The sequence below is a fragment of the Niabella ginsenosidivorans genome, assembly GCF_001654455.1.
Lineage (GTDB): Bacteria > Bacteroidota > Bacteroidia > Chitinophagales > Chitinophagaceae > Niabella > Niabella ginsenosidivorans.
On sequence record NZ_CP015772.1, the window covers coordinates 823,568 to 843,553 of the forward strand.

Annotated in this window: 13 protein-coding genes; 8 read left to right on the forward strand and 5 right to left on the reverse strand. The window is 45.1% G+C overall.

All coding sequences use genetic code 11. The features are described from left to right. Positions 1-156: 156 nt before the first annotated feature. Positions 157-1,110, forward strand: a complete 954-nt coding sequence (locus A8C56_RS03550) for an NAD-dependent epimerase/dehydratase family protein (RefSeq protein WP_067752133.1) — start codon at positions 157-159, stop codon at positions 1,108-1,110. 73 nt (positions 1,111-1,183) lie between these two features. On the opposite strand, the gene A8C56_RS03555 is transcribed toward A8C56_RS03550, so the two are convergent. The 3 genes from A8C56_RS03555 to sucC all read right to left on the reverse strand — a co-directional run bounded on the left by A8C56_RS03555 (position 1,184) and on the right by sucC (position 8,386). Continuing rightward, complete coding sequence (locus A8C56_RS03555; protein WP_067752136.1) at positions 1,184-2,632, reverse strand: SusD/RagB family nutrient-binding outer membrane lipoprotein; 1,449 nt, start codon at positions 2,630-2,632, stop codon at positions 1,184-1,186. A 12-nt stretch (positions 2,633-2,644) separates the two neighbouring features. Then, positions 2,645-6,274, reverse strand: a complete 3,630-nt coding sequence (locus A8C56_RS03560) for a SusC/RagA family TonB-linked outer membrane protein (RefSeq protein WP_084489988.1) — start codon at positions 6,272-6,274, stop codon at positions 2,645-2,647. Positions 6,275-7,174: 900 nt separating this feature from the next. Continuing rightward, positions 7,175-8,386, reverse strand: coding sequence for an ADP-forming succinate--CoA ligase subunit beta (sucC, locus tag A8C56_RS03570; protein WP_067761558.1), 1,212 nt, complete (start codon positions 8,384-8,386; stop codon positions 7,175-7,177). Positions 8,387-8,658: 272 nt separating this feature from the next. Here sucC and A8C56_RS03575 point away from each other — a divergent pair, with 272 nt between their 5' ends. The 5 genes from A8C56_RS03575 to A8C56_RS03595 all read left to right on the forward strand — a co-directional run bounded on the left by A8C56_RS03575 (position 8,659) and on the right by A8C56_RS03595 (position 13,992). Further along, a complete protein-coding gene (locus A8C56_RS03575) occupies positions 8,659-9,108 on the forward strand; it encodes a hypothetical protein (RefSeq protein WP_157097867.1) in 450 nt (149 codons plus the stop codon). A gap of 140 nt (positions 9,109-9,248) precedes the next feature. Next, positions 9,249-10,073 (forward strand): purine-nucleoside phosphorylase, encoded by an 825-nt coding sequence (locus A8C56_RS03580; protein ID WP_179946958.1) that lies wholly within the window; start codon positions 9,249-9,251, stop codon positions 10,071-10,073. Between the two features lie 9 nt (positions 10,074-10,082). Continuing rightward, a complete protein-coding gene (locus A8C56_RS03585; protein WP_067752145.1) occupies positions 10,083-12,131 on the forward strand; it encodes a putative porin in 2,049 nt (682 codons plus the stop codon). 73 nt (positions 12,132-12,204) lie between these two features. After that, a complete protein-coding gene (locus tag A8C56_RS03590) occupies positions 12,205-12,708 on the forward strand; it encodes a TlpA family protein disulfide reductase (protein ID WP_169818743.1) in 504 nt (167 codons plus the stop codon). Between the two features lie 273 nt (positions 12,709-12,981). Next, positions 12,982-13,992 (forward strand): LacI family DNA-binding transcriptional regulator, encoded by a 1,011-nt coding sequence (locus A8C56_RS03595; protein ID WP_067752151.1) that lies wholly within the window; start codon positions 12,982-12,984, stop codon positions 13,990-13,992. Between the two features lie 30 nt (positions 13,993-14,022). Here the strand turns inward: A8C56_RS03595 and A8C56_RS03600 are convergent, their stop codons facing one another. Continuing rightward, positions 14,023-15,588, reverse strand: coding sequence for a M20/M25/M40 family metallo-hydrolase (locus A8C56_RS03600; protein WP_067752154.1), 1,566 nt, complete (start codon positions 15,586-15,588; stop codon positions 14,023-14,025). 76 nt (positions 15,589-15,664) lie between these two features. Beyond that, on the reverse strand, positions 15,665-16,315 hold the full coding sequence (gene rsmG, locus A8C56_RS03605) for a 16S rRNA (guanine(527)-N(7))-methyltransferase RsmG (protein WP_067752157.1): 651 nt from the start codon (positions 16,313-16,315) through the stop codon (positions 15,665-15,667). Between the two features lie 696 nt (positions 16,316-17,011). Between rsmG and dnaB the strand changes: the two genes are divergently transcribed. After that, positions 17,012-18,586: a replicative DNA helicase gene (dnaB, locus tag A8C56_RS03610; RefSeq protein WP_067752160.1), complete on the forward strand. Its 1,575-nt coding sequence runs from the start codon at positions 17,012-17,014 to the stop codon at positions 18,584-18,586. A gap of 92 nt (positions 18,587-18,678) precedes the next feature. Beyond that, entirely contained in the window at positions 18,679-19,389 is a 711-nt protein-coding gene (locus tag A8C56_RS03615; protein ID WP_067752163.1) for an RsmE family RNA methyltransferase, read from the forward strand. The last annotated feature ends 597 nt before the right edge of the window (positions 19,390-19,986 follow it).

The following is a 19,986-nucleotide window of genomic DNA, read 5'->3' on the forward strand; positions in this document are numbered from 1 at the left end:
TATGCCACCTGCATTATACTGCCGGAGCTCCGGTACCTGCCGTATATAAAATACGGCGATCAGGGACAGGCCCCCGGTGTTACGGCTACAATCGATTGCACTATGCAATACAACCAGTAATTTATAAAGTTATATTTGCACTCTAAAAATTGCAAAATGACGAAAGAGAAGATCCTGGTTATCGGCGCCTCCGGGCAGATCGGTGTGGAACTGACAATGGCGCTTCGGGAAATCTATGGAAATAATAATGTGGTAGCTTCAGACCTGAGGGAGGAGAACCCGTTATTGAAAGGTTCCGGGCCTTATGTGAGCATTGATGTAATGAATAAGGAAATGCTGCATGTGCAGGTGATCCGCCAGGGTATTACCCAGATTTATTTACTGGCAGCCATCCTGTCTGCCACAGGTGAGAAAAACCCGGGGCTGGCCTGGCATTTGAATATGCAGGGTCTTTTGAATGTGCTGGACATTGCGCGTGAGGAAAATATCCATAAAGTATACTGGCCTTCATCCATAGCAGTTTTTGGCCCCACTTCCCCTAAGCAGAACTGCCCCCAGCAAACGATCATTGAACCTACAACGGTTTATGGCATCAGCAAATATGCGGGAGAGTTCTGGTGCAACTATTATCATATGAAATATGGGGTAGATGTCAGGAGTATCCGTTATCCCGGTCTGATTTCTTATAAATCGGCGCCGGGCGGGGGCACTACAGACTATGCTATAGAGATCTTCCATGATGCGCTGGAAGAGAAACGCTATGTAAGCTTCCTGGAAGAAAACACTTACCTGCCTATGATGTATATGCCGGATGCCATTCGTGCAACCATTGAATTAATGGAAGCGCCTAAAGAAAGAATTTCTGTACGTACCTCTTACAATGTTGCCGGCCTCAGTTTTTCGCCAAAAGAAATTGCGGCTGAAATCAAAAAGCATATTCCTGATTTTGAGATTATTTATCAGCCGGATTACCGCCAGGAAATAGCCGGCAGCTGGCCCCGGAGCATTGATGATGCTGTTGCGCGCAGGGACTGGGGATGGAAGCATGAATATGACCTGGCTGCAATAACGGAAGATATGTTAAAGAACCTGCCTTCTGTCATGAAATAACAGAGCAGGTTATGCAAGAAAAAAGCCGCTTAATAACAAGCGGCTTTTTTAGGGTGTATATAGTTTTGTAAAATTATTTCTGCCACCACAGCTGGGTGCCTTTTGTGTCTCCGCCGATGGCTGCAGCTGCGGCGTCTTTGTTTTTTGCGTTGGTATTGGTTTCCACTACCGGATAGGTAAGCCGGTTGGGCACCATGGTAACATTAGGATCCAGCGAACCTGCAATGGGGGCAATAAATAACGGGGTGCCATCTGTTTTTGTGAACTTTAAACGCAGCCGCTCATACCAGGATTGTAATCCCTGCATATACATCGCAATCCATTTTTGGGTACCGATTATATTTTTCCAATTGCCGGCATTATAGGGCACAGATTTGATATATGTTGCAGCAGCTGCATCCGGTATTTGCCAGAATGTCATATTTGATTTTATAGCTGCTTCATAAAAGGATTGGGCGCTGCCTCCTACATTCATACCTCTTGCAGCAGCTTCTGCCAGTAAGAACTGAACTTCAGAGGATGTCATCAGTATACCGGGGAAGTCAGGTGCATAAACGCGTACTCCCGGGGTAGAGTATTTCTGGGCATCGGCCGCGGAATTTGTTCCGATGCCATAGGGCTTGCCAAGAATGGTCCCCGAATTTGTTGCCGGACGGGCGTATACTTTAAGACGCGGGTCCTTTAATGAATCCATATAATTGACCATTGTTTCACTAACCACAAATTCCACCTGTGGTCTTCCAAAATCATTATAGGGGTACTGATTGGGTGCCTGGCTGGTATACGGGAAAAGGGCATCATCTGTACTGTCTGTAATAACGCCATTTTTTACCGCAGTTTCAATAGCTGTTTTTGCCTCTGCGGGTTTTACATCGCTCATACGCATGGCAATGCGCAGGATCAGCGAATTGGCTAATTTTTTCCATTTTGTTACATCCCCGTTATAGAAAGCATCACCGGAGGGGTAACTATCTTTGGACGAATCCAGGGTGTTTTGGTATTCATCCAGCCTTTTCAGAAAATCTGTATACATCGTAGCCGCATCATCATAAACCGGTGCGGGAATGCTGTCAAACAGGGCATTGGAATAGGGAACATTACCATAGGCATCCGCCAGTGTTTGATACATCCATACCTCTAAGATGCCTGCGATGGCATTCTGATTGGGCACAGGGTCCTGTACTTCGGCAGCCCGGTTAAGATCCATAAGCGTCTGCAGGTCTTTCAGCGGGCGATTGTAAAGCGACCATAATGTGGAGTTGCCCGCTTCGCTAAGGCTGTACCGGCTGTCTTCCTCTTTGTCCGATGCGGCCCAGTACTGCGCATAGTGCATCCCGATCCGGTTATTTACTACGGAATTATATAAAATATCCATAGCGTTTTTTTCCGCTGAAAGAAGTAATTGCTCCGGCGTAACCGTGGAAGGCAATACCGGATTCGTATTCAGTTCATCAAATTTGCTGCATGAGCAGATGTATAGCACCAGGAATAATAACAATATTTTATTTATAAACGATTTCATTTTACGTGTTTTTTAGAATCCGACATTGAGGTTTAAGCCAAAGGAGCGGATCGATGGAAGGGCGCCTCCTTCCAGGCCCTGTATATTACCGGTTCCATTAGCAATATTGGAAGGATCAACATTCGGAGCGTTGGATTTGATCAGCCACAGGTTACGTCCATACAAAGAAAGTGTAATATTGCTGGCACGTATTTTCTCGGCCCAGGAATTGGGCAATTGGTATCCTAATGTTACCTCGCGCAGGTAAATATAGCTGGCGTCATACACATTGGCGGCATTGATATTTTTACCGAAATTGTTCTTGAAATGATCCATTGTGGTAATGGTCTTTGAAAAAGGCGTTCCATCGGCTAATACGCCCGATACTTCCACGCCATTTTCTCTTACATTTCCTTCCGCGGTTTCTTCCAGCAACCCTGAGGCCAATCCATACATGTTGGTATAGGAGAAAAATTTACCGCCTTTGCTGTAGTCAATGAGCGCGTTCAACGAAATATTCTTGTAAGTAAAACTGTTGGTAATACCTCCAACATAATCAGGATAAACACTACCCAGGGGAACCACCTGATCTGTTTTTACATAATGCCCGGATTCATCAATGATTTTTTGTCCGTTTTTGTAAGTATAATCAAAACCGTATAAAGTTCCCAATGGCTGCCCTTTTACAGCTACTACCGAAACCTGGTTCAATCTCCGTTCGGTACCAATATTGATCTTATCAATCACTTCATTACCGTTTTGGGCCAGATCCAGTACCTTATTCTTGTTTCTTGAAAAATTAAACCCGATGTTCCATTTGAAGTTTTCAGATTGTACTGGTGTTCCGTCCACGTGAAGCTCAATGCCCTTATTGCTGATGCTTCCTGCATTCAACAGGTATTGTGTGTATCCGTCAGTAGGCGAAACGTTCACCGGGATGATCTGATTTTTGGTGACGCGATCGTAGTAGGTGAAGTCAACGCCTACCCGGTTATTGAACAGCTTCAATTCAATACCGGCTTCTTTTTCAGTGGTCTTTTCCGGCTTCAGTACAGGATTTCTTTTCAGATCATCTACAGATACATACGGTACACCATTAAAGAGCTGGGGCATTGTATACGTCAGGAAAATATTAAAGGGATCCGTATCGTTACCTACCTGCGCAATACCAGCCCGCACCTTACCGAAGTTCAGCCATTTAACATCTTTTAGCCAATCTGAAAAAATGATCGAGGTAGATGCCGATGGGTAGAAATAGGATCTGTTTGCAGCAGGCAGCGTGGAAGACCAGTCATTCCTTCCGCTTAATTCCAGAAAGATATTATTGTTGTAACCGATAGTAGCGGTTCCAAACAGGGAATTGATCTGCTTACGCGGACGTGCCTCTGTTATGGTGGGTGGTGCTGAAATGTTGGCCAGCGTGTATACGCCAGGTGTAATCAAACCGGCTCCGGCAGGTGTGGCGCCTGTAAAAAGGCGTGTATCCTGCTTCATAATGTTGCCGCCAATAGTGGCACCGAGGTTGAATTTGTCACTGATATCTTTTTTGATATTGGCGGTGAACATATAATTCATTTCTTTGAAATCAATGGTATTGCGCGTATAACTCCCCAGGAAATAATCTTTGGCCGTTCTTTCTTCCTGCAATGTGTTATAGCTGTCCATAAAGGCCTGTGCGTTAAAGGAAAGCCAGTCAAGCGGTTTATACTCCAGGCCTACTGAACCAAAGAGCCGGTTCCGGTCGTCGTTCTCGTATTCCATATAACGTGTCCAGTAAGGGTTATTGGCAAAGTTGGGCGTGGGGTCGTCAAAAGTTTTCCGGTTCCAGCTGATCTGGCTTCCATCCGCATATTTGTAATCTTTCATACGGCTCATGTCCCACTGACGCTGGCCGTATTCACTAAACAGGTTCATCATATTCTGTCCTGTAAAGCCTGTGCCCGGGCGACCTTTGGCTTTTGTATAGGAATAGCGCACGCCGGCGCTTGCGGTTAACTGATCGGTAATTTTATAGTTACCATTAACGCCAACATTGGTTCTTGAAAGATGGGAGTTGGGTAATACGAAACGCTGGCGGGTATCTGCCATGCTTATCCGGATGGAACCTTTATCACTGCTGCCTCCTACACTAACACTGTTGGTAACGGTTACACCTGTTTGAAAAAAATTTTTAATATTGTCGGGCTGTGGCGACCACGGAGCGGTTTGCCCGAAATAAGGATTATCCTTGTTTTTGTCAAAAGACCAGTAATGCCGCACCAAACGACCATCAAGCGCGGGTCCCCAGGATTCATCTACTGCAAATTCAGGGATCAGGTCATAACCTCCTAAAACCGGATCCTGATACGCAGGAGAGGAACTGCTTAAAAATTGTTCAGGGTTTTTATTATAAAAGAGCGTGTCAAATGTGGGTTTGGAACCACCGCCATATTTATTCTGATATTTGGGCAGCACATATACTTTATCACTTTGCACATTCAGGCTGTAGTTCACACCAATTTTCTTTCCGCCTCCGTTCGATTTTTTTGTGGTGATCAATACCACGCCATTCTGCCCGCGGCTTCCGTAAAGTGCCGTAGCGGCTGCGCCTTTTAGTACAGATATCTGGTCAATATCATCGGGGTTAATATCCTGCACAGGGCTGCCATAGTCAAAACCGCCACCACCGATCTGCTGGCTGTAAGAGTTGGTGTTCAGGTTGCTGAAAGGAATTCCGTCTACAACAAACAAGGCATTATTATCGCCTAAAACGGATTTTGGTCCCCGGATGGTCACCTTGCTGGAACCACCCATAGAACCACTGTTTGTGGTTATACTCACACCTGGCACCCGTCCTGCCAGGTTGTTAACGAAATTCACTTCCTTAGCCGTTTGGATTTCTGAACCTTTTACTTCCGATATGGCATACCCAACTGACCGGCTTTTCTTTGAAATCCCCAGTGCCGTTACCGTAACCTGCTCCAGTTCCTCTGAAGATTTTTTGCCGGACAATACTATTTTTAATGGCGTATTGGGGTTGTTCAGCGTCACATTCACACCCGCTACACCAACGCCGGAAAAAGAGACCTGCTGCCCCTGCATGAATGGAATAGAGAAAACACCGTTTTCATCGGCGGTATACAGCTTACCATCCGGATAGGTAATGCTGGCACCTGCAACAGGCTGGCCTGATGAATTGACCACTGTTCCCTTTACAAATACGGTATCTCCCTTTGCTGTTGTTGTAACAGTCTGGCCCTGGCGGGCCGTATCTGTTTGTTTGGGAACTGTATCTGTTGCAACTGATTTCTCGGTGCCGGAGGATATTGAATCCTTTAACCCTCCTGCTGAGCTTTTCCATTCTCCAACGCTCAGCTTGTCGTCTCCAAAAGTGACCAGCAGGCTGTCGTATGCGGGAATAGCAATAATAGCAGGTTTTGTTAATGCCGGGTGCTCTATCAGTAACGAGTCTCCGGTCTTTGCCTTAATAGTAAATTTACCATCGGGGTCCGTGATAGCAGTGTCTCCTGCCGGCTGTAGCTTTAATGAGCTGTTGCTCAGGCCAAGGCCCGATTTACTAATGATTTTTCCGTAGATAGTGTGTGGATTGGTTTGTGCATGCAACTGATTGGTGTAAGTAACAATAAGTAGCATGACGAAGATCCATGCGGGTCTGCAAATCATAAATTGTAGTAATTAGGTTTTGTGCGTAAAACATCAGCTCCGAAATTGGAGCAGACAATTAAATGTTATATACCAGCTAAATACAATAACGATGCCGCAAAAGAAAGATGGGTATTATAAAAGTTAAAATTTGCTTAAAGCGTTAAGCACTGGTGTTGATCGCTTTTGGAACTGCCTTCTTTATAAAGCCTATGTTGTTCTTTTGTGGCAGGGTGAGCGGTTGCGCAACAAACAATAGATATTTCTTTATTCTCATAATAACTGTGTAAAAGATTACCCATAATTTTTACAGGTGAGTTGTTGCTGCAGTTCCTGCGCTAAAAATATTTTACACCGGTGGTTTCATTATCTATAATTGTACTACCTGCTTATCTGTAGTAATAACAATGTATATAACATTCTGAAACGTGCTAAATAGGGCCTGCCTGAAAATGAGGGGACGACAGAAATTGCATCCCCCTAAAACTTATTGGGACTACTTTGGAAATTTTTAATTCCCGCCCGTTAAATGCCTTTCATTTTTAAAAATGAACCTGTATAAACTTTTGTAAGCCACGCCACGGAGTTTTTTAATCCGTATGGGATATTACCATACGCGCATACCTGGCTGAATGCCGCTAAAGAACTGATTCCCGGTTGAAAAAACAGGTCTCATAAGAGCGGCTCGTTTTAAGCATTTTAATGGTGATTGAAAAATTGCTACGGATCCGGAAGAAAAATATTGGTATGAAGATTAATAGTACCTCAAAACAGGATATTTGATAAAAAACACATTTAGCAGCCAGCAGTTTTTCCTGAAATAATGCCTGCCTGTATTTCATATTTTCCGGGAACCCTTAAATATAAAACAGGCCGTTCAAGGGAACGGCCTGTTTCGGAAAGAATAATATTATTATATGATTAAGCAACTGCTTTTTTTACCAGGTCGGCTGCTTCACTTAACAGTATAGCAGATTCAACCTTCAGCCCGCTTTCATCAATTAATTTTTTGGCTTCTTCGGCATTGGTGCCCTGTAAGCGTACAATAATAGGGATCTGGATATTGCCCAGGTTTTTATAAGCTTCAATAACCCCTGCAGCAACACGGTCGCAACGAACAATACCACCAAAGATATTGATCAGGATCGCCTTAACCGCCGGGTCTTTCATAATGATCTTAAACCCGGCCTCAACAGTTTGCGCATTGGCCGTGCCGCCTACGTCAAGGAAGTTCGCAGGCTCACCGCCGCTTAATTTGATCATATCCATAGTGGCCATTGCCAGGCCCGCACCATTTACCATGCAGCCAACATTCCCATCCAGTTTTACAAAATTCAGATTGTATTTACCGGCCTCTACTTCTGTAGGATCTTCTTCTGTTACATCTCTCAGAGAAGCAAGGTCTGCATGGCGGATCATCGCATTATCATCAATGTTCATTTTACAATCCACTGCAATGATCTTGTCATCAGCCGCCTTAAACAAAGGGTTAATTTCAAGCATGCTGCAATCCAGGCCCACATAAGCGTCATAAAGATTGGTAACAAATTTCACACAGTTTTTGAAAGCTGCTCCGGATAGCCCCAGGTTGAACGCGATCTTTCTTGCCTGGAAGCCCAGTAAACGGCCAGATGGGTGCACCCACTCCTTAAAGATCTTTTCAGGAGTTTCATGTGCCACATCTTCAATGCTCATGCCGCCTTCGGTACTGTACATTATTACATTCTGCCCCTTGCTTCTGTCTAAAAGAATAGATAAATAGAACTCCTGCCTTTCAGACGGCCCGTCGTAATACATATCCTGCGCTATAAAAATCTTGTTCACCGTTTTACCTGCGGGGCCGGTTTGTACGGTTACCAGTGTACCCCCCAGCATTGCTTTTGCAAATTCCTCAACCTCCTCCAAGGACTTGGCTACTTTTACCCCGTTAATACCGGTTTCCTTTATGGTTCCCTTGCCCCTGCCACCTGCATGAATTTGGGCTTTAATAACCGCAAATTTGCTGCCTGTGTCTGTTTTGATTTTACGATATGCCTCTTCTGCTTCCTGTACAGAGCTGCAGGCATAACCCTCCTGCACCGGAACATTGTATTTTTTTAATAATTCTTTGGCCTGATATTCATGAAGATTCATAATATATAAACTTTTGCTACGAAGATAAGGATTCAGCCGAAACTTCCGCAGGCCTTTTAAAAACGTTGGGCTGAAAGGGGGGCGATCCCGGTAACCGCAATGCAGGTTCATTCATGCAACAGCGGATAATAGCAGGGTGCTGCCCGTCTTATAGAAAAGAAGACGGCCCGGTAGCTATAATAGATTCTGCCCGCCACCGCATCAGCTAAATTCGTACAGCATACCGCAAAAAGGAATGGCTAAAACCAGTACATTTGCCGAAATTAATTAATATGAAGAAAAGTATTCTGCAACCATTATTCTTAATGATGACATTATTTCTCGTTGTAAGCACCTATGCACAATCCGGAGCATCTAAAAAAACATCAAAAAACGCCAGGCAAATTGAAAAGCTCACCAAACAGATGGATAAGGAACAAAAGAAGCTGAAAGGTTATGAAGCGGATCTGGAGCAGGAAAGGAAAGCGTTGGCAAGTGCCAACAATGATGCTTCAGGCGCTGCAAACAGGGCCCGGAAATTTTCCCGGAAAATGGACCGAAACCCGGGAAATGAAAGACTTGCAAGAAAAGCAGAAAAGGCGGTGGACAAAACTGCCAGAAATAATGAAAAATCAGTGAAGCTTACCCGCAAACTGAACGCTACGCAAAGTAACATTTCAAAGAGCAACAGGAGAATTGCCGATTTACAAAAAAAGCTTGATAAACTGAATGCAGAAGGATAATACAGCCTGCAGGACCGTGTGGCTGATGCAATAAAGCCAGCCGGAATGTTAATAGTTTTAAAAGATGGATGCCCGTGCTTTTTCAAAAGTGCGCATACCTGTTAGTTTCATTATATTTGTCCACATTTAAGAGATAAATTATGTCGAATTCGGTGGTGCAGCAGGTGCAGGAAACTGTGACTTTTTTACAAGAGCAGTATTCTGCCGTTCCGGAAGTGGGAATAGTGTTGGGTAGTGGGCTGGGCAATTTTGCGCAGCATATTAAAATTGAAAAAGAAGTACCTTATGCTGAAATTCCTAATTTTCCCGTTTCTACGGTAAAAGGGCATTCCGGCAAACTGATCTTTGGAGAGCTGGCGGGTAAAAAAGTAGTAGCCATGGCAGGCCGCTTTCATTTTTATGAAGGGTATACACCACAGGAGGTTGTTTTTCCTGTAAGGGTTTTGAAACTACTGGGCATAAAGCTGTTGTTGCTGAGCAACGCTGCCGGTGGTGTAAACCCGGCGTTTTCAGTGGGGGATATTATGATCATTACAGATCATATCAGCTTTGGAACGCTCAATCCCCTGATCGGTAAAAATATTGATGATTGGGGTACCCGTTTCCCTGATATGAGCGAGCCTTACAGCAAGCACCTTATTGCCAGGGCAAAGAAGATCTGTGCAGCAGCCAACATTGCTGTACGTGAAGGCGTTTACTATGCGGTAACAGGACCTACTTTTGAAACCCGTGCTGAATATAAAATGATCCATACATTAGGAGCTGATGCAGTAGGGATGAGCACGGTTCAGGAAACAATCGTTGCCAATCATATGAGCCTGGAGGTATTTGCTGTAAGCATCATTACAGATATGGGTATCCGCGATGAGCAAAATAAAATAACACATGAAGAGGTGCTGGAAGCGGCGAAGAACGCAGAACCCAAATTAGCGCATTTATTTACTCAGATGGTAGCCGGCGCATAAAATAAATAAATGAAGTTTTACCTAATTCTGCTGTTTGTTGTACTGGGGTACTGTGTACAGGCACAGGATCCGCTGGGAAATATCAGCGGGCGATTCCGGGGCATAAAGAATGCCGGAACCGGAAATGACAGTCTGGCAAAAAGAAACAAGTTTGAGGATTCCATTACGATCAGCTACCGGTACCTGGATACATTAAGGAACTATAAGCTGGATTCCTCTATTAATGACCTTACCCGGTATTATCCCATTCCCGCCGAATACAATTACCTGGGCAATTTTGGGAACGCCGCACAATCTTACATTTTTTCACCAATGCTGAAATCAGGATGGGACCCCGGTTTTCATGCCTATGATATTTATAAATATACCGTAGACAAAGCGCGTTTTTTTACAACCACCCGGCCCTATTCGGAACTGAACTATCTGTTAGGACCCCGGTCGGAGCAGTTTATTCATATTCTGCATACCCAGAATATTAAACCAAACTGGAACGTGCATTTTGAGTACCAGTTACTCAATTCACCGGGTATGTACCAGAATCAGAAAACGGCGCACAACAACTACCTGTTCACCAACTGGGTGCAATCTAAAAATAAACGCTACAGCAATTATATAATTATTGTTGCCAACAAATTACAGGGATCGGAAAACGGTGGTATCAGCGATCGTACGCTCTTGGACAGTGCATCTTACAGCCAGCGCGACTTTGTTCCGGTAAGGCTGGGCGGCAATACAGGGTATTCTGCCAATTTCTTCAGCACAAATATTACTACCGGAACCAAGTACACAGATCTTCATTTATTGATGCGGCAGCAGTATGATTTTGGGAAAAAGGATTCTCTTGTGACCGATAGTACCGTAGTGCCGCTTTTTTTTCCGAGGATCCGGCTGGAACATACCATTCAATACAGCAAGTACAGCTATCAGTTTACTGATGCTTCGCCGGATACCGGTTATTACAGGCAATACTATAACCTGAACCCCGACCCGGATGCGGCCTATAATAAAGAAGACAACTGGAAGGAACTGATTAATGATTTTTCAATTTATACCTATCCTGATGCTAAAAATACCCAGCAGTTTATAAAACTGGGCGCAGGAGTACAGAACCTTTCAGGACTGTTTGATACCCTGGCCCGCCAGTCAAATCTGGAGCCCTATGGTTACCGGCAATCTGCAACTTACTATAACATCTTTGGTCACGGGGAATACCGCAACCGTACCAAAAATCAAAAGTGGGACATGACCGCTTATGGTAAGATCTATTTTGCCGGGTTGAATGCCGGAGATTATGAGGCCGGTGCCAGCATACAGAGCCTCCTGGGAAAGAAGATCGGCAGTCTTACGCTGGGCGCACAGAACGTAAACCGGTCGCCCTCCTTTATTATGACCTATGCTAACAGTGCATTCAATTATATGAAAGCGGCAACACCGGATCTTAAAAAGGAAAATATAACCCATTTATACGCCGATATTTACCAGCCGCTGTTAAAACTGGGATTAACAGGCCATTATTATTTGATGACCAATTATACCTATTACACGGATTTTTACAGGATCAACCAGTATAACTCACTGTTCAATGTATTGCAGATAGGTTTGAATAAGGTATTTGAGACTGGTAAAACAAAACAGTGGAAATGGAGAACCGAAGTATATTTCCAGCAGGTGGTAGGCGGCGCGCCGTTGAATATTCCCACCATCTACACCCGCAACAGGCTTGGGTATGAAGGGAAGCTGGGCTATCCTAAGTTAAACCTGGCGGCAGGCTTTGAAGTAAAATACAGAACCAATTATAAGGGAGATAACTATTCCCCGTTATTAGGGCAGTTCTTTTACCAGGATGCTGTTACTGTTCCTTATAAGCTGCCCGACATAGCAGCGTATGTGAATTTCAGGATCAACTCTTTTAAAGCGTTTGTCCGTGCAGAAAACCTGAATACGTTCCGCAATCTGAACGGCAACTGGGGCTTTACCAATAATAATTTTGCAGCGTATGACTATGCTTATCCCGGGTTGTTAATAAGGGTGGGGATCTTCTGGGGATTTGTGAACTGACGCCCGGATGTATTTTAGTAAAGGAACTACAGCCAGGAGCCCTGCTTACGCCCGTATGATCAAAGCAAAGTGTATGAAGCAATGTATCATTACCGTCCTTTTTGTCTGCAGCCTTTTAAACGGCCATACCCAGGAAATGGTGACCCCGTTTCCTGCCCCGGATTTTGTGCTGCCATCAGCAAAAGGAGATACCCTTCACCTCAGCGATTTTAAAGGCAAGACCGTACTTCTTAATTTTTGGGCCAGTTGGTGCGAACCATGCAGAGAGGAGAACAAAAAGCTGGCAAAGCTGTACCATCAATTTAAAAATGAATCTTTAGTCATCATCAGTATTTCCGAAGATACCAGCGGCGTAAAATGGAAAAAAGCGATTGTAAATGACCAGATGAAATGGATACAACTGCTTGATTATACAGACTGGAACAGGAGCACTGCACGCAGGTGGAATGCTTCCGTATTGCCTGCTTCATTCCTGATCAACCGCTACGGTATGGTCATCGTCTCGGATGCTGCTTATTTACTGACTGATGATCCTGAAGGATTTAAAACGGTGTTAAGGCATCTCGCCAGCCAGTAAACTTTTTTTAAAAGAAATTCCCGATTTCGTAAATACCCATTCGGTGGCGGCCGGTATTTTTGCCGGTAATAACAAAAGGCGCTGTTCATTTATTATCAGGCAGGGAATAAAGCGCTGCTACAATCTAAACGGTTTAATAATAAAATACAATCATTTCAATCTTACGTGCGGGGTTTCTACCCTGCACTTTTTATTGCCATTTCAGGAAGATAAATGATCGCGCCCGTATATTTTCTTATCTTCATTGCAAAAATACAGATCGTACGGTGAGCAATGGAACCAATTAATTTAAAGAAACTGGCATCTCTCCTGCATTTATCCATCAGCACTGTTTCAAAAGCCCTGAGGGATAGTCATGAAATAAGTGCCGATACAAAAAGGCGGGTTATGGAGCTGGCACGGGAGCTGAATTATGAGCCCAATCCTTATGCGGGAAGTCTGCGCAAGTATAAGAGTAAGACCATAGCAGTAGTACTGCCGGACATCATCAATAACTTTTTTATCTTTGCAATAAAAGGCATACAGGAAGCCGCTTATTCAAGCGGTTATCATGTGCTGATTTATATAACAAATGAGAACCCGGATTATGAAAAAGAAGTAGTGCGCCAACTTACAAATGGCAGGGTTGACGGGCTCGTGATTTCTCTGACCAGTCCCATTGATGATACAGAACATATAAAAGCCTTAAGGGAAAAAGGATTGCCCATTGTTTTTTTTGATCGGATAACAAAGGACTTTGACAACACAATCATAACAACCAATAATTATGAAAGCGCCTATAAGGGCACTACCTACCTCATCCGGCAGGGCTGTAAACGAATAGCGCATTGCCAGGTATCAGACAGGATCTCCATTGGTATTGACCGGCTGAACGGATATAAAAAAGCGCTGGAGGATGCGGGGATTGTACCTGACCATGACTGGATCCTTACAAGCAGGAAAGACCCGGCTTATGACGCACAGTTAATTGAAAAAGCGCTTACACGAAAAGATGCACCGGACGGGCTTTTTACCTCCGTGGAAACACATGCGTTAATTACCTATGATATTTGCAGAAAGCACGGGATCGATATTCCCGGGAAGCTGAAATTGCTAAGCTTCAGCAACCTGCCTACTGCTCATTTAATGAAACCTTCCCTGTCCACGATCACCCAGCCTGCTTATGAAATGGGACGTGCGGCAGTGAGTCAGCTGATCACGGCTTTAGAGAAGCCCGCACGGTTTCAGCCGGAAACTATTCAGATGGATTCCGTTTTAATGGAACGGGAATCAACGGCAAGGTAAACGTATGCAATCTGTAAAAGCGGGTAGCTTTTAATTAAGTCCCCCTTTGCGCTCCGGCTCCTTCATTTCGGGCCAGTTTGATTGTTGTCCGTTTATAACCGGCATAATGCGCTTTTCGCGATTCGTAAACTCAGGGTCTTCTGATGCCTCATAAGCCAGTATCGCCGTCAGGATCACGTTATTTTTTACTTCATCAAAAACGATCTTATCATAAGTATCCCTGTTGGTATGCCAGGTATAGCCGCCATATCCCCAGCTTAGTGAGCTTAATGAAAATGCGGGGGCGCCTGCAGCTACAAAAGATGCAAAATCCGAGCCGCCGGTGCCCGGCATGCCCGGGAAGCTGGTCTGGATTTCTGAGCTGATGTCTTTGGGCACGGCATCCAGCCACCGGCCAATATAACTATAGGAGTTTACAAATCCCTGCCCGCTGATATTGGTAATACGCCCGGTTCCGTTGTCCTGGTTAAAAAGAACCTGTATGCCCTTTACAATTTCAGGATGATCCTTTACAAAGGCCCGGGATCCGTTTAATCCCTGTTCTTCGCTTCCCCAAAGGCAGATGAGTATCGTACGCTTATTGTTGGGGTATAATTTTTTCAGTACGCGGATTGTTTCCAGCATGGTCAAAGTACCGGTACCGTTATCGGTGGCGCCCTGTGCCCCGTCCCAGGAATCCAGGTGGGCAGAAAGGATCACATATTCATTGGGCTTTTCTTTTCCTTCAATACACCCGATGGTGTTGTAGGTTTTTACAGTGCCTAAATTTTTTGACTGAACATTGATCCGGATCTTTGGCCCCTGGCCATTGACAGCCATGCGGTACAACAGGCCGTAATCTTCAACAGAGATATCAATGGTAGGTATTTTTTGTGTCCTTGCACCAAAAATGCGGTTGGCGCCCATAATGCCCGTCCAGTTGGAAATGGCAATGGCGGCAGCACCGGCCTTTTCCAATGCCTCAGGCAGGGTGGCAGTAGTATATCCGGTCCTGGCGATCCGTTGCTGAAAAGCTGCTGCATCGTCAGCGCGTTCTTTCATCAGCTTATCGTAAAGCTCGGGTTTTGCAAATTCTTTGATCTGGTAATCGGGCCGTCCGGAACGCTGGTACTGGGAGATCAATACAATTTTTCCTTTAACGGTTTTCAGCCACTGATTAAATTCATCCGGTCCGCTTACATTGGGCAATACAACTACATCGCCCTGTACCGGTTTTTTTGTAGCCGGGCTCCAGGCAAGCTGTGTAGCATCAAGGCTTTTGATACGGGGCGCGATCATTGTGACCTCAGAAGTGCCCCGCTGCCAGCCCCGCCATTCTCCGAATTGCTGTTTTTGGGCGCTGATGCCCCAGCTTTCCAGTTTGGCTACCGACCAGTCGTTCGCCTGCTCCATTTCAGGCGTTCCCACTAGCCGGGGGCCAATACCATCCAGCAACTCGCTGGCCATTTTTTCCAGTTGTGAATTGTGGTTTACTTCGTTAATTACGCTTTCTGCAAAGGGCGATAGTTTTTGCCGGGATGCAGGTGGCTGCTGAGCATATAAGAGCTGGCTGCCCAATAGAGCAGTTACGTACAAAATGGCTGTATATAACTTCATACTGTCAATTTAATTTTGATTGATGCCAATATAGCTCCTTTATTATTAAAAGCAAAGGAAAGCGTATTCCGGTGATTTACTTTGGCACATATACCATATACTTTTCTTCAAAAAAGGGTTCGGTAAACAGGTCGCTGATGGCCAGCAGGTGTGGGCGGGTGCCGCTTTCGGATATTTCCTGCGCCAGGTCGCCCCCTTTCAGGCAAATCAGCCCCGGGGCATGCACTCCCTGTTCGATCAGGTTGGTAGTATGTGGGGTATTGTCTTTTTTGATCAAAGGCCTGCTCCATTGCCAGAGGTTTTTCAAGGGTGCTACTGCACGGGACACCACAAAATCAAACTGCCGGTCTTTTACTTCCTCAATACGGCTGTGCCGGGTGCTGATGTTCTTTAAGCCGATGGCTGCTGCAATACCATCGGCCACCTTTAATTTTTTGCCGATACTGTCTACCAGTAAAAATTCCACTTCCGGGAAAAAGATGGCAAGGGGTATGCCCGGGAAACCTCCGCCGGCCCCAAGATCTGCAATCTGTGTGCCTGCGGTAAAGCTAAAGACGGCAGCAATGCTCAGGGAATGCAAGACATGTTTTTCATAAAGACCTGCAATATCCTTACGGCTGATCACATTTATTTTCTCATTCCATTCCCGGTAGAGGCCCTCCAGTGCTTTCAGCTGTTCCAACTGTTGAGGCGTAAATGCATCAAAATATTTTAATACAATATCCATGCTGCAAAGAAATAGATTTTGCCTGAGGTCTGTGGTTTAAAGTTTGTGCGGTTGTTTATGGGCCATCAGCCTGGCTGCCCTGTGCACTGCCTATAAACTGAGCGTAGCAAGACCGATGCCACGTGTACTGAAGCCGGTTGTCAAAAAACGGTTCATGGATCATAGGTCATTGTTCATAGTTGCAAACAAAAACCAGTTAAATACTGAAAACTGAATGCTGATCACTGACAGCTATATAGTAGTTCCTGGTACATAGTCCATGGTCGATGGTTTCATCTTGATTTTTGCTACCGGACATCTCAGTTCTTGCTTTTACATTTCTTATTTCATATTCTCCTTACATTCCCCGGGTCAACGTTGAATGAAGCGAGTGGGTAGACGCAAGTAGTGAGCAGGGAATAAGATCTGTTATCTCAATTCCGACATCTCAACGCTCACTTCTACATTTAAAATTTCTTATCCCTTATTTCGCATTCCCCCTGTGAATAACCCTGTTAATAATTCGTACACAAATAAAGATTTTTTTCTACCCGCTTAAGGGTCTAAATTCGCCGTCTGATTTCATGGGAAGGTAGCAGTAGTTGCGCCAAAATTAAGTATATTTAAGGTTGAGATATTGCCCCGGAATCATTGGTCAATAAGGAATGATGTCATCTTTTTTGCTTTAACAGGCAGAAAAACAGTTGTTTTGATATAATGGATTTAACAAATATTAATAAAGACAGGAAGCAGAAACGCAGAACGGCGGTTGATTTGGGCAGCATGGTCTATGGGAAAGTGCCGCCACAGGCAAGGGAACTGGAAGAGGCAATTCTGGGAGCAATTATGCTGGAGAAAAATGCCTTTGACGCTGTTATCGAAATATTAAAACCGGAGTGCTTTTATGTGGATGCCAACCAGCGTATTTTCCGGTCGATGCAATCGCTGGCCAATAAAAGCCAGCCCATAGATATCCTTACCGTAGTAGAGGAACTGAAGAACCGGGAAGAGCTGGAAATGGTGGGCGGAGCGTATTATGTAACCAGGCTGACCAACGCAGTGGTATCGGCTGCCAATATAGAATCGCATGCGCGGATCGTATTGCAGAAATTCATTCAGCGGGAACTGATCCGCATCAGCGGTGAAATTATCAATGACGCATTTGAAGACAGCACTGATGTGTTTGAATTGCTGGATGATGCCGAGTCCAAGCTGTTTGAAATTACCAATTCACACCTGCGCAGTACCATTCAGCCTATAGATTCGGTACTGGTGCAAACCATCCAGCGGATCGAGGATCTCCGGCACCGCAATGAAGATATTACGGGTGTGCCCAGCGGGTTTAAGATGCTGGATAAAGTCACCTACGGCTGGCAGAACAGCGACCTGATCATCCTGGCCGCAAGGCCTGCTGTGGGTAAAACCGCTTTTGCACTCAACCTTGCCCGCAACGCGGTAATGAGCAAAATGAGGGGGCAGGCCACTCCCGTAGCGTTCTTTTCACTGGAAATGAGCGCCGCACAGCTGGTACAGCGGGTACTGTCTGCAGAAAGTGAAATTATGCTGGAAAAGATCTCCCGTGGTAAAATGGAAGATCATGAAATGAAGCAGCTATATACCAAAGGGATCCAGCGGCTTTCACAGGCCCCTTTGTTTATTGATGATACTCCGGCGCTGAATATTTTTGAGCTGCGTGCCAAATGCCGTAAGCTCAAAAACAAGCACAATATCGGCATGATCATTATTGACTACCTGCAGCTCATGAGCGGAAACGGGGATAGCAAAGGCAACCGCGAGCAGGAGATCAGCACCATCAGCCGGAACCTGAAAGGGCTGGCCAAAGAACTGAATGTGCCCATTATTGCGCTTTCACAGCTTAGCCGGGAAGTGGAAAAACGGGGCGCCAAAGACGGCAGCAAGGTTCCACAGTTAAGTGACTTACGGGAATCAGGAGCAATTGAGCAGGACGCCGATATGGTCATGTTCCTTTATCGGCCGGATTATTATGACATGAACACCAATGCCGAGGGAGAAGACCAGCGCGGGCTTACCGAAGTAAAGATTGCCAAGCACCGAAACGGTTCGCTGGAAACCATTAAGCTAAAGGCCCTGCTGCACATCCAGAAATTTATCAGTTGGGAAGAAGACCCGTATAATATCATGAGCGCGCCGGGCAGCAGCTGGAAACGGATTGAGGAAGAAGAAGGCGGTGCCAAGTTGTTCCAGGTAGAAAGCAAGATGAACAAAATGAAGGATGATGAGTTTGATGATATGGAGGACGCGCCGTTTTAGCCGATAGTGTATGATTCATGGTCGATGGTTCATAGTCAATGGACAGAACTGATAACTCATAACTGAATACTGATAACTGATTTCTTCCCTACATGCAGCTCCCTTTTTTCTACATCAGTGAATATTTACCGGAACAAAAGACCGCTGTCCTGGATGAAAACAATTCCCGCCATATAGTACAGGTATTGCGTATGGAAGCTGGCGCACGTCTGCACCTGACCGATGGATGCGGGCATTTGTTAACAGCCGTTATTGCCCAACCTCATAAAAAATATTGCGAAGTAACCATCGAACATGTGGAATTTATTCCGCCCCGGCATCCGCAGGTAACCATTGCGATTGCTTTACTGAAAAATGCCGGTCGTTTTGAATGGTTTTTAGAAAAAGCCACAGAAATAGGCGTGCATACAATTGTACCGCTGATCAGTGAACGTACCGAGAAAATAAAAGCCAGAACCGACCGCTTACAGCAGTTGCTGATCAGTGCCTTGTTGCAAAGCCGGCAGGTTTGGCTGCCGCGGTTTCCGCAACCTGTAAAATTTGCGGATTTTATAAAAGATCCGCAATGGGAGGCAATACCGCAGAAATTTATTGCGCATTGCCTGGAGCAGGGGCGAATTTCTTTAAGAGAACAATCCGTTACGGAAAACGCCATCATCCTTATTGGGCCGGAGGGAGATTTTACTACCGATGAAATAGGCCTGGCTCTGGAAAAAGGCTATAAGGCAGTAACATTGGGCATCACCCGCCTGCGCACAGAAACAGCGGGTGTTGTGGCAGCGGCGTTGCTGGCAATAAAATGATAGGTCTTAAGAGCAAGACAGTATAGTAAGGACGTTGAAACAAGGTTCTCAGGACTCCCGCAGGTTGCGCTCCTGCCTGCCGGAGAGTTACCCTGTATATATATCTTTTACTAACAGGTATAAGGATTGCTGATTATTATGCGCTGCTTTTTCCTTGTTTTCCAATTCCAGAACACAATTGCAACTACTACAATCAACCGGCTTCGTAGCGCCTCTTTTTTTACGCAACGGATGTTTTTTCTTATCAAATAAAAAGAGCATGTAAAAAAGCAGCGCAGTAAGAAGGCTACAACAGTCAAACGGCCGGAGGCATTCGTTTGACGAAGCCTTTTTGGCAACCTTTTTTGGCGACAAAAGGTTGAAAAGAAAATAGAAGCGTTGAAGGTCTTTCATTGTCTCAATAACTCAGCAACTCATCCGAAAGTTCGGATAAGACAACTTTGTACCTTTGTTGGTGTTGCGCAATGGCTTTGCAGCAATAGCAGAAACACCAACAAAGGTTATTATGCTGTTGACACCTTTTCTTCGCAGATAAACCGTACTCAACACCGGAGGCTCATTCCTGAATCCGTGGCAGCATATTTTACAGATTTACAT

What these genes read in the sequence shown, in the direction of transcription:
- A8C56_RS03550 (WP_067752133.1), top strand. Translation starts at nt 157, where the DNA reads ATGACGAAAGAGAAGATCCTGGTTATCGGCGCCTCCGGGCAGATCGGT.
- A8C56_RS03555 (WP_067752136.1), bottom strand. Translation starts at nt 2,632, where the DNA reads ATGAAATCGTTTATAAATAAAATATTGTTATTATTCCTGGTGCTATAC.
- A8C56_RS03560 (WP_084489988.1), bottom strand. Translation starts at nt 6,274, where the DNA reads ATGATTTGCAGACCCGCATGGATCTTCGTCATGCTACTTATTGTTACT.
- sucC (WP_067761558.1), bottom strand. Translation starts at nt 8,386, where the DNA reads ATGAATCTTCATGAATATCAGGCCAAAGAATTATTAAAAAAATACAAT.
- A8C56_RS03575 (WP_157097867.1), top strand. Translation starts at nt 8,659, where the DNA reads ATGAAGAAAAGTATTCTGCAACCATTATTCTTAATGATGACATTATTT.
- A8C56_RS03580 (WP_179946958.1), top strand. Translation starts at nt 9,249, where the DNA reads ATGTCGAATTCGGTGGTGCAGCAGGTGCAGGAAACTGTGACTTTTTTA.
- A8C56_RS03585 (WP_067752145.1), top strand. Translation starts at nt 10,083, where the DNA reads ATGAAGTTTTACCTAATTCTGCTGTTTGTTGTACTGGGGTACTGTGTA.
- A8C56_RS03590 (WP_169818743.1), top strand. Translation starts at nt 12,205, where the DNA reads ATGAAGCAATGTATCATTACCGTCCTTTTTGTCTGCAGCCTTTTAAAC.
- A8C56_RS03595 (WP_067752151.1), top strand. Translation starts at nt 12,982, where the DNA reads ATGGAACCAATTAATTTAAAGAAACTGGCATCTCTCCTGCATTTATCC.
- A8C56_RS03600 (WP_067752154.1), bottom strand. Translation starts at nt 15,588, where the DNA reads ATGAAGTTATATACAGCCATTTTGTACGTAACTGCTCTATTGGGCAGC.
- rsmG (WP_067752157.1), bottom strand. Translation starts at nt 16,315, where the DNA reads ATGGATATTGTATTAAAATATTTTGATGCATTTACGCCTCAACAGTTG.
- dnaB (WP_067752160.1), top strand. Translation starts at nt 17,012, where the DNA reads ATGGATTTAACAAATATTAATAAAGACAGGAAGCAGAAACGCAGAACG.
- A8C56_RS03615 (WP_067752163.1), top strand. Translation starts at nt 18,679, where the DNA reads ATGCAGCTCCCTTTTTTCTACATCAGTGAATATTTACCGGAACAAAAG.